Source organism: Streptomyces sp. NPDC058086 (genome assembly GCF_042885015.1).
Classification (GTDB): Bacteria; Actinomycetota; Actinomycetes; order Streptomycetales; family Streptomycetaceae; genus Streptomyces.
The window spans coordinates 76,753-85,925 of record NZ_JBHVST010000046.1 but is presented as its reverse complement, the minus strand read 5'-3'; the positions used below and the strand labels follow the sequence as shown (position 1 = coordinate 85,925).

Here is a 9,173-nt window from a genome sequence, read left to right as displayed (position 1 = left end):
TTGTTCTTGCGTTTCCGACTCTATCAGACCGTTTCGCGATCCGATTTCCTCGGTGCTTTCCAGGTTCCCGCTCTCGCGTTTCCCTTTCCGGCGGTTCCGACTCTATCAGACTCTTTCGTGTCCGATTCCCTGTCGGAGAGGGATTCCGTCTTCTGGCTTTGAGTACTTTCGCATCGCGGCCTTTCGACATTCACTACGCTAGCCGATTCCCTCGGCAACTCATAATCGAGTTCCGCGGGCTGCAATTCAGGCATGCAGGCACGCCGAATTGACCCCCGCTGAGGGGAAGTCGTAGGTAGTGGGTTGGCCACTTCCGGCTGCAGGCTGAACGCCGTACCCGGGTCAAGCGGCTTGGGCTACATTACGGACCCCGCAGGGGCGAGTCAAGTTGAGCGACGGCGCGGCGTATGGGCCCGATAAGGGCTCACGGTGGGGTCGTTGGCGACCCAGAAGCGCCAGGGGTGAACGCCACCGTCGCCGGCCACTCCGGTGCGCGGACCGTTGCGTACCTGGTCGGAGTGGACGGGGGTGCCCGCCAGGAGAGTCAGTGGAGAGCCCTCGGGGGCGCAGGCGTCGGCGCCGTCGAGGGCCCTGTCCACGCCAAGTGCCGTGGCCAGGCGCGCGGGTCCTTTGGCCAGTTCCTTGTCATTTCGGGCCGAGAGTCGACGTTTGCGAGCGAGTTCGGCACCCTCGGTGATCTCTCCGGCACGAAGGAGGACCCCGCTCGGGTTGCCCTCCGGACCACACACCAGGTTCATGCAGAACCACATGCCGTAGGTGAAGTAGACGTATACGTGCCCGGGCGGACCGAACATCACGCCATTGCGGGCCGTGCGGCCGCGATAGGCATGGGAGCCGGGATCGTTCGGGCCGTCGTACGCCTCCACCTCCGTGAGACGGAGCTCGATCGGACCGTCCGGTGTCGTGCGGACGAGGATGCGCCCCAGCAGGTCGGGGGCGACCTCCAGTACGGGGCGGTCGAAGAAGTCCCGGGTGATGGGCGTACGGTCAGGGGCCGCGATCATGGCTTACGAGCGTAGTCCAGTAGCCCGGACGGATGCGGCCGAGCGAGGGACTGTGCGTACAGGTCGGCACGAGTGCGTGTCAGTGCGTGTCTACGGGTGGTCAGGGAGCGTCCTCCTTGTAAGGGTGAGGGCGCGGAACCGGCCGCGGCCGGATCGCGTTTGTAGGGATCAAGGATCCAGACGGATGTACGACGGAGCACAGGCGTTGCCTGGGGAGGAAGAAACATGGGGTTCAAGCGGCTGCTTGCGAGCCTGGGAGCCGGTGGGGCTTCGGTCGAGACGGTGCTGACCGAGGTCAACGTCGTTCCGGGCGGTGTCGTGCAGGGTGAGGTGCGGATCCAGGGCGGGTCCGTGAACCAGGCCATCGAGGGGCTGTCGGTCGGGCTCCAGGCCAAGGTCGAGGTCGAGGGCCACGACGACCAGGAGTACAAGCAGGACATCGAGTTCACCAAGCTGCGGCTCGGTGGGGCCTTCGAGCTGCAGGCCGGTGCCGTGCACGCCGTTCCCTTCGGGCTCGAGATCCCGTGGGAGACGCCGATCACCACGATCGACGGGCAGGCGCTTCGCGGCATGCACATCGGTGTGACCACCGAGCTGGAGATCGCGCGTGCCGTGGACTCCGGTGACCTGGACCCGATCAACGTGCACCCGCTGCCGGCGCAGCAGGCGATCCTGAACGCCTTCATCCAGCTGGGCTTCCGCTTCAAGAACGCGGACATGGAGCGCGGTCACATCCGGGGCACCCGGCAGAAGCTGCCGTTCTACCAGGAGATCGAGTTCTTCCCGCCGTCGCAGTACCGCGGGCTGAACCAGGTCGAGCTGAGCTTCGTCGCGGACGACCACGAGATGGACGTCATCCTGGAGATGGACAAGAAGCCGGGCCTCTTCAGTGAGGGCAGCGACTCCTACCGCTCCTTCCGCGTGGGGCTGCACGACTACCAGGGCACGGACTGGGCCGCGTACCTGAACCAGTGGCTGTCCGAGGTCGGCAGCAAGCGCAGCTGGTTCTAGGCTCGGGTCGAGAGATTCCGCCGTTCAGGAGGTTCTGACGTGACCGAGCTCAAGAGGCCGCCGCTTCCCCATGACTTCCACCCGCCCGTTCCGGCCTTCACGGTCATCAGTGAGGACGTCGAGCCGGGCGGGGTGCTGAAGGACGCTCAGGTCTACGCGGCTGGGAACACCTCGCCGCAGCTGAGCTGGGAGGGGTTCCCGCCGGAGACCAAGAGCTTCGCGGTGACCTGCTTCGACCCGGACGCCCCGACGGGGAGCGGGTTCTGGCACTGGGTGGTGTTCGACATTCCCGCTTCGGTGACGGAACTGCCGACGGGTGCGGGCAGCGGCAAATTCGAGGGGCTGCCGGAGGGTGCCGTCCAGGTGCGCAACGACTACGGGTCCAAGGACTTCGGTGGCGCCGCGCCGCCGGCCGAGGATCCCGCGCACCGGTATGTGTTCACGGTGTACGCCGTGGATCAGGAGAAGCTCGGTCCCGACGCGGAGGTGTCGCCGGCCGTCGTGGGATTCAATCTGCGGTTCCACACGCTGGCGCGCGCCCAGCTGATGGGTGAGTACGCGTCTCCCGCGTAAAGCGGTGAAGACTCACGTTCACTGAACGTTTGCCCGCCTCTGGTCTTGGAAGTGATCAGGGGCGGGCATTTTTATTGCGTTGTCCATCTCGGCGTGCCCGGCCAGAGTTGATCCAAGCCCGCCAGGGGGTGGGCCGGTGCGCACGGGAGGTGGGCTGGATGCGGGACACGCTGGTTCTGAACGCGAGCTTTGAGCCGCTGTCGACGGTGACGTTGAACCGAGCCGTCGTTCTGGTGCTGCAGGACAAGGCTGTCGTCGAGCAGGCCCACCCCGAACTCCGTATGCGCGGCGCCGCGCTGGACATACCCGTGCCCCGAGTCATCAGGCTGTGCAGGTATGTGAGGGTGCCTTTCCGAAGACAAGCGCCGTGGTCGAGGCGCGGTGTGCTGGTACGCGACCAGCACAGGTGCGCGTACTGCGGAAGGCGGGCGACGACGGTCGACCACGTGGTGCCGCGCGCGCAGGGCGGCCGGGACTCCTGGCTGAATACGGTCGCGTCCTGCGCGGAGGACAACCACCGCAAGGCGGACCGGACTCCGGAGCAGGCGGGTATGCCGCTGCTGCGGCAGCCGTTCGAGCCGACGCCCGCGGACGCGATGCTGCTGGCGCTGGGCCGTGACGACTTCGACGCCCTCCCGGAGTGGCTGGCCCAGCCCGCAGCGTAGCCGCTCCGCTGGGAGAACCCGGGAACCCGCCGGTCGTTCGGCCGCGGGTCGTCCGTGGCCGGTCGCGCAGTTCCCCGCGCCCCTGACGGGGCGCGGGACAGCGTCAGTCGGTGACGGACGGCTTCTCGCGGCGCTCGGTGCCCGCGTTGCCCGAACCGCCGCCCATGGGGCCGAAGTTGCCCATGGCGCCGCTCAGGCCCTTGAGGGCGTCGCCGATCTCGCTGGGCACGATCCAGAGCTTGTTGGCGTCGCCCTCGGCGATCTTGGGGAGCATCTGGAGGTACTGGTAGGCGAGGAGCTTCTGGTCGGCGTCGCCGGCGTGGATGGACTCGAAGACCGTACGGATGGCCTGGGCCTCGCCCTCGGCGCGCAGGGCGGCGGCCTTGGCCTCACCTTCGGCGCGCAGGATCGCGGACTGCTTCTCACCTTCGGCGGTGAGGATCTGCGACTGGCGGATACCTTCGGCGGTGAGGATCGCGGCGCGCTTGTCACGGTCGGCGCGCATCTGCTTCTCCATCGAGTCCTGGATGGAGGTGGGCGGTTCGATCGCCTTGAGCTCGACGCGGTTGACGCGGATGCCCCACTTGCCGGTGGCCTCGTCGAGGACGCCGCGCAGGGCCGCGTTGATCTCCTCGCGGGAGGTGAGGGTCCGCTCCAGGTCCATGCCACCGATGATGTTGCGCAGGGTGGTGACGGTGAGCTGCTCGATCGCCTGGATGTAGCTGGCGACTTCGTAGGTGGCGGCGCGCGCGTCGGTGACCTGGTAGTAGATGACCGTGTCGATGTTGACCACCAGGTTGTCCTGGGTGATCACCGGCTGCGGTGGGAACGGCACGACCTGTTCACGCAGGTCGATGCGGTTGCGGATCGAGTCGATGAACGGGACCACGATGTTGAGGCCCGCGTTCAGGGTCCGTGTGTAGCGGCCGAAGCGCTCCACGATGGCCGCGCTGGCCTGTGGGATGACCTGGATGGTCTTGATCAGGGCGATGAATACCAACACCACCAGAATGATCAGGACGATGATGATTGGTGCCATCGATGCTCCCCGTACCCTTCTCCGCCTCGGTATGTCCGAAAGATCTTATGGTTGTTGAAGATCTTGCTCGACGAGTCTGACAGACCGTCGTCTGCCACGTGGGGCGTTCGGTTCACTTGCGTCGCACGAGGTCACATCACAATCGCCGTGGCTCCTTCGATATCCACGACGTCCACCTCCTGGCCCACTTCGTAGGCCTGTCCGGCGTCGAGAGCGCGCGCCGACCAGATCTCTCCGCCGAGTTTGATCCGGCCGCCGCCCGAACCGTCCACCCGTTCCAGGACGATGGCCTGTTTGCCCTTCAACGCCTCCACGCCGGTCGCGAGTTGGGGGCGCTGGGCGCGGTGCCGGGCCGCGACGGGTCGTACGACGCCGATGAGCGCGAACGAGACGACGGCGAAGACGAGTACCTGAAGGACGACATCGCCGCCGAGGCCCGCTGTCACCGCCGCCGCTGCGGCACCGAGGGCGAGCATGCCGAACTCCGGCATCGCGGTCACCACGAGCGGGATGCCCAGCGCGGCCGCGCCGACGAGCCACCACACCCATGCGTTGATGTCGTTCACGTGGTCATGGTAGGTCCGCGGGCCGGGCGCGGACAGGGCGCAGATCGGTTGAGAAGGGGCTCGTACCGGGTGTTTCGTGCCGGAGGCTTCGTACGAAGCACTTCGTACGCGTGTTTCCGGTCGGTCAGGACATCGGCAGGCCCTGCGCGGTCCAACGCTCGCCGACCTGTTCGACGATGAGCGGGAGGCCGAAGCAGAGGGAGAGGTTGCGCGAGGTGAGTTCGAGCTCGAGCGGGCCGGCGGCGAGCACCTTGCCCTGACGGATCATCAGGACGTGGGTGAAGCCGGGGGCGATCTCCTCGACGTGGTGCGTGACCATGATCATGGAGGGGGCGATCGGGTCACGGGCGAGACGGCCGAGGCGGCGGACGAGGTCCTCGCGGCCGCCGAGGTCGAGGCCGGCGGCGGGCTCGTCGAGCAGGAGCAGCTCGGGGTCGGTCATCAGGGCGCGGGCGATCAGGGTGCGCTTGCGCTCGCCCTCGGAGAGCGTGCCGAACCGGCGGTCCAGGTAGTCGCTCATGCCGAGGCGGTCGAGGAACGCGCGGGCGCGCTGCTCGTCGATGTCCTCGTAGTCCTCGTGCCAGCCCGCGGTCATGCCGTACGCGGCCGTCAGCACGGTCTGCAGGACGGTCTGGCGCTTGGGGAGCTTCTCGGCCATGGCGATGCCGGCCACGCCGATGCGCGGGCGCAGCTCGAAGACGTCGACCTTGCCGAGGGTCTCGCCGAGGATGGTGGCGGTGCCCTGACTGGGGAAGAGATAGCTGGAGGCGAGATTCAGGAGGGTCGTCTTTCCGGCGCCGTTCGGGCCGAGGATCACCCAGCGCTCCCCCTCCTTGACCGACCAGGAGACCTGGTCCACCAGAGCCCGGCCCTCTCGGACCACGGACACGTCCTCCAGCTCCAGTACATCGCTCATGAGCGCGTTGTCTCCCATTGCAGTCTCGGCCGTCGCTTACGTCTGTGGACGCAGCCCCCAGGGAAAACCTACGCCACCGGTCGGTCGCTCCCATCCATCGGTCGGTCCTTAGGGTGGAGGCATGCTCTCGGAACCACGCTCAGGACGTCTGGCCGCATGGGGAAACGCCCTTTTGGCCGGACTTGTTTCGCCGGATGACGCGGTGCTCACCATCGTCGGTGAGGACGCGGTGCACCGGGTCGAGGGGCTGCCGGGTGAGTCCGGCCCCGTCGGGCTCACACTCGCCCTCGGCCGGCTTCGCGCGCTCGGGGTGACCGGACTGCGGGTCGCGCTGCCCGCGCCGGGGCATCCGCTCGGGCTGAGCGGGCCGCCGGACTTCAATGCGCGCGCCCTCGACGCGGAGGAGGCGGTGGTCTGTCACGGGGCGGCGCTCGGGCTCGTTCCCGAGGTGTACGAGGCCGGGCCCGACGGTGATGTCCATGTCGAGGTGGTGTGGCACTGCCTCGCCGTGCGGGAGGCGCCGCCCGCGGATGTGCCCTCGCTCGGGGAGGCCGAGCGGGAACTCGCGGAGGCGCTGCGTGAGGCGACGGAGGTGTTGTCGCGGCTCGACGTGGCCGGGTCGGGGCCGGTCGCCGAGGCGGCGGTCGACGCGTACCGGGCGCGGGCCGAGCGGGGGCGGGAGGTGTTGGCGCCCGGGTATCCGCCGCGTGCGGTGCGGGTGCTGGAGCTGGCCCAGCGGGTGGGGTTGCTCATCTCCGTCGCATACGAGAACGGGCATGGCGGGGCGGTGAGTGCGTCGGAGATTTCGGCGCGGGCGTTGGCGTTGCGGCCGGTCGAGCGGACGGCTCGGCGGGCGCAGGTCGCGGCGTACAACGCGTTCGTGGAGGAGCGGGAACGGGGGGTTCGCTGAGGTCTGTGGGGCGCGCAGTTCCCCGCGCCCCTGGGGGGCGGGGCTGCGCCCCGGCCCCCCGTCGGCCTGAACGGACCGAACGGCCTCCCAGGAGATCCTGGGAGGCCGGTGGGGGTGGTGGGGGTGTGGGTCTCAGTGGTTGAGGCCCAGGTTGCCGAAGGCCGGGTTCAGGACGCCGATGACGTTCACGCTGTTGCCGACCGCGTTCACGGGGATGTGGATCGGGGCCTGGATGACGTTGCCCGAGACGACGCCCGGGGAGCCCGCGGCATTGCCGCCCGCCCACGAGCCGTCCGTCGCGGACGCCATACCGGCACCGGCGGCGACCAGCCCGCCGGCCACCATCGCGACAGCCGTGGCCTTCTTCAGGTTCTTCACTTCTGAGCCCTCCCTAGCGATCACCGCGGCAGTCGCCGCGGCACGCACTGGAGAACGGCCGAGATCCCCGGAGGGTGCGCCATCCGGGTGACATACACACGACGGTATGAATCTCAGCCCGGAGCGGAACCCTCCGAGTTGCCGCCGCCGGGCGGGCGATCAGCCCGCCGCCCCATGACGTACGGCCCAGAGCGCGGCCTGTGTGCGGTCGGCGAGGTCGAGCTTCATCAGGATGTTCGAGACATGCGTCTTGACGGTCTTCTCGGAGAGAACGAGCGCGCGTGCGATTTCCCGGTTGGAGCGGCCGTCCGCGATCAGGCCGAGCACTTCGCGCTCCCGTTCGGTGAGTGAGCCGCCTCTCCCCTGGCCCGAGTTGGCGTCCTCCTGGGACAGCAGGACGCCCGCCACCTCGGGCTGGAGCAGGATGTGCCCGGCGTGCACGGAGCGGATGGCTCCGGCGAGGGCGTCCGGGTCCACGTCCTTGTAGACATAGCCGGCGGCGCCCGCGCGCAGGGCCGGGACGACCGTGCGCTGTTCGGTGAAGCTGGTGACGATCAGCACGCGCGCGGGGTTGGCGAGTTCGCGGAGCTTGCGCAGCGCGTCGATGCCGTCCATGCCCGGCATCTTGACGTCCATGAGGACGACGTCGGGCTTCAGCTCCTCGGCGCGGGCGACCCCTTCGGCGCCGTCGGACGCCTCACCGACGACTTCGATGTCGTCCTGCACTTCAAGAAAGGTGCGCAGGCCCCGGCGGACCACTTGGTGGTCGTCGACGAGCAGCACCTTGATTGCGTCAGCCACCAGGAACCTCCATCTCGATCGTGGTGCCCTTCCCGGGCGCCGATTCCACGCTGAGGGTGCCGCCGACCCCGCTCGACCGGTCGCGCATGGAGACCAGGCCCAGGTGGCGTCCCGCGGCGCGGGTCGCCGTGGGTTCGAAGCCACTGCCGTCGTCACTGACGCGCAGGACGGCACCGGGGCCGTGCTTCTCCAGGGTGACGTCGACGCGGCCGGCTCCAGAATGCCGCAGCGCGTTGTGCAGGGCCTCCTGGGCGACGCGCAGCACGGCCTCCTCCTGGGCGGCGGGCAGCGCCCGCACCCCGTGGCTCGCGAAGGTCACGCGCGCGGAGTGGGCGCGGTCGAGGACCTGTATCTGGGTGCGCAGGGTGGCGACCAGGCCGTCCTCGTCGAGGGCGGCGGGGCGCAACTCGATGACGGCGGCGCGCAGCTCCTCGGTGGCCTCCGCGGCGAGCATGGCCACCTGATGCAGCTCTCCCTTGGCGCGTGCGGGGTCGCGGTCCACGAGGGCGACGGCGGCCTGCGCGGTCAGGCGCAGGGAGAAAAGCTTCTGGCTGACGGCGTCGTGGAGCTCGTGGGCGAGCCGGGAGCGCTCCTCGGCGATGGTGAGCTCGCGGCTGCGCTCGTAGAGACGGGCGTTGGTCAGGGCGATCGCCGCGTGCTGGGCGAGGATCGTGAGAAGTTCCTGGTCGTCCTCGGTGAAGCCACACCCGCCGTCCGGCGCGGAGCAGTCCTTCTTGTTCTCATTCGTCCTGTTCTTGTTCGCCAGGAACAGGGCTCCGATGACCTCGTCGCCGTCGCGGATGGGCAGGCCCAGGAAGTCGGACATGTCGGGGTGGGCGGTGGGCCAGCCCTCGAAGCGGGGGTCCTTGCGCACGTCCGCGAGGCGCTCGGGGCGGGCCTCGTGCAGCATCGCGGCGAGGATTCCGTGCTGGCGCGGAAGCGGGCCGATGGCCTTCCACTGGGCGTCGCTGACGCCGTCGACCACGAACTGGGCGAAGCCTCCGTGGTCGTCGGGCACACCGAGCGCCGCGTACTGCGCGTCGAGCAGCTCACGGGCCGAGGCGACGATCGTCTTGAGGACGTCGCGCACCTCGAGGTGCCTGCTCATGGCCAGCAGCGCGGTGCTCACCGCGTACAGACCGGACCGGGGGCCTTGGCTCATGTCCCCAACGTACCGGCGGGGTGTGACAGTGCGTATCCGTCCTGTGGTGGCGGCCGCCTACGCCGGTGGGCCTAGGGCGAAGGGCCCCAGGTCATTGGGGCCAGGGCACGAGGCGGCGGGGGCGGCC

Annotated in this window: 11 protein-coding genes; 4 read left to right on the top strand and 7 right to left on the bottom strand. The window is 68.9% G+C overall.

The genetic code is table 11. The features are described 5' to 3' along the window. Positions 1-383: 383 nt before the first annotated feature. Positions 384-1,025: a DNA-3-methyladenine glycosylase gene (locus tag ACFVWD_RS30850; RefSeq protein ID WP_389600801.1), complete on the bottom strand. Its 642-nt coding sequence runs from the start codon at positions 1,023-1,025 to the stop codon at positions 384-386. Between the two features lie 225 nt (positions 1,026-1,250). Between ACFVWD_RS30850 and ACFVWD_RS30845 the strand changes: the two genes are divergently transcribed. The 3 genes from ACFVWD_RS30845 to ACFVWD_RS30835 all read left to right on the top strand — a co-directional run bounded on the left by ACFVWD_RS30845 (position 1,251) and on the right by ACFVWD_RS30835 (position 3,274). Further along, a complete protein-coding gene (locus tag ACFVWD_RS30845; protein WP_054230566.1) occupies positions 1,251-2,036 on the top strand; it encodes a sporulation protein in 786 nt (261 codons plus the stop codon). 39 nt (positions 2,037-2,075) lie between these two features. Beyond that, positions 2,076-2,609, top strand: coding sequence for a YbhB/YbcL family Raf kinase inhibitor-like protein (locus ACFVWD_RS30840; protein WP_389600799.1), 534 nt, complete (start codon positions 2,076-2,078; stop codon positions 2,607-2,609). Between the two features lie 158 nt (positions 2,610-2,767). After that, entirely contained in the window at positions 2,768-3,274 is a 507-nt protein-coding gene (locus tag ACFVWD_RS30835; RefSeq protein ID WP_168507814.1) for an HNH endonuclease, read from the top strand. Between the two features lie 103 nt (positions 3,275-3,377). Here the strand turns inward: ACFVWD_RS30835 and ACFVWD_RS30830 are convergent, their stop codons facing one another. The 3 genes from ACFVWD_RS30830 to ACFVWD_RS30820 all read right to left on the bottom strand — a co-directional run bounded on the left by ACFVWD_RS30830 (position 3,378) and on the right by ACFVWD_RS30820 (position 5,795). Beyond that, positions 3,378-4,313, bottom strand: a complete 936-nt coding sequence (locus tag ACFVWD_RS30830) for an SPFH domain-containing protein (RefSeq protein WP_054230569.1) — start codon at positions 4,311-4,313, stop codon at positions 3,378-3,380. A 131-nt stretch (positions 4,314-4,444) separates the two neighbouring features. Then, entirely contained in the window at positions 4,445-4,879 is a 435-nt protein-coding gene (locus tag ACFVWD_RS30825; protein ID WP_389600798.1) for an NfeD family protein, read from the bottom strand. A gap of 124 nt (positions 4,880-5,003) precedes the next feature. Next, on the bottom strand, positions 5,004-5,795 hold the full coding sequence (locus ACFVWD_RS30820) for an ABC transporter ATP-binding protein (protein WP_067364876.1): 792 nt from the start codon (positions 5,793-5,795) through the stop codon (positions 5,004-5,006). A gap of 121 nt (positions 5,796-5,916) precedes the next feature. On the opposite strand from ACFVWD_RS30820, the gene ACFVWD_RS30815 reads away from it, so the two are divergent. Next, positions 5,917-6,705 carry a hypothetical protein gene (locus tag ACFVWD_RS30815; RefSeq protein ID WP_389600796.1) on the top strand — a complete coding sequence of 263 codons (789 nt, stop codon included), beginning with the start codon at positions 5,917-5,919 and terminating at the stop codon, positions 6,703-6,705. A 132-nt stretch (positions 6,706-6,837) separates the two neighbouring features. Here the strand turns inward: ACFVWD_RS30815 and ACFVWD_RS30810 are convergent, their stop codons facing one another. The 3 genes from ACFVWD_RS30810 to ACFVWD_RS30800 all read right to left on the bottom strand — a co-directional run bounded on the left by ACFVWD_RS30810 (position 6,838) and on the right by ACFVWD_RS30800 (position 9,046). Beyond that, on the bottom strand, positions 6,838-7,083 hold the full coding sequence (locus ACFVWD_RS30810; RefSeq protein WP_054232214.1) for a chaplin: 246 nt from the start codon (positions 7,081-7,083) through the stop codon (positions 6,838-6,840). A gap of 159 nt (positions 7,084-7,242) precedes the next feature. After that, entirely contained in the window at positions 7,243-7,884 is a 642-nt protein-coding gene (locus tag ACFVWD_RS30805; RefSeq protein WP_389600795.1) for a response regulator, read from the bottom strand. Next, positions 7,877-9,046 carry a GAF domain-containing sensor histidine kinase gene (locus ACFVWD_RS30800; protein ID WP_389600793.1) on the bottom strand — a complete coding sequence of 390 codons (1,170 nt, stop codon included), beginning with the start codon at positions 9,044-9,046 and terminating at the stop codon, positions 7,877-7,879. The genes ACFVWD_RS30805 and ACFVWD_RS30800 overlap by 8 nt, the downstream gene beginning before the upstream one ends. Positions 9,047-9,173: the final 127 nt, after the last annotated feature.

Coding starts and splice junctions, on each gene's coding strand:
- ACFVWD_RS30800 (WP_389600793.1), bottom strand. CDS start 9,046: ATGAGCCAAGGCCCCCGGTCCGGTCTGTACGCGGTGAGCACCGCGCTG.
- ACFVWD_RS30820 (WP_067364876.1), bottom strand. CDS start 5,795: ATGAGCGATGTACTGGAGCTGGAGGACGTGTCCGTGGTCCGAGAGGGC.
- ACFVWD_RS30845 (WP_054230566.1), top strand. CDS start 1,251: ATGGGGTTCAAGCGGCTGCTTGCGAGCCTGGGAGCCGGTGGGGCTTCG.
- ACFVWD_RS30815 (WP_389600796.1), top strand. CDS start 5,917: ATGCTCTCGGAACCACGCTCAGGACGTCTGGCCGCATGGGGAAACGCC.
- ACFVWD_RS30830 (WP_054230569.1), bottom strand. CDS start 4,313: ATGGCACCAATCATCATCGTCCTGATCATTCTGGTGGTGTTGGTATTC.
- ACFVWD_RS30835 (WP_168507814.1), top strand. CDS start 2,768: ATGCGGGACACGCTGGTTCTGAACGCGAGCTTTGAGCCGCTGTCGACG.
- ACFVWD_RS30850 (WP_389600801.1), bottom strand. CDS start 1,025: ATGATCGCGGCCCCTGACCGTACGCCCATCACCCGGGACTTCTTCGAC.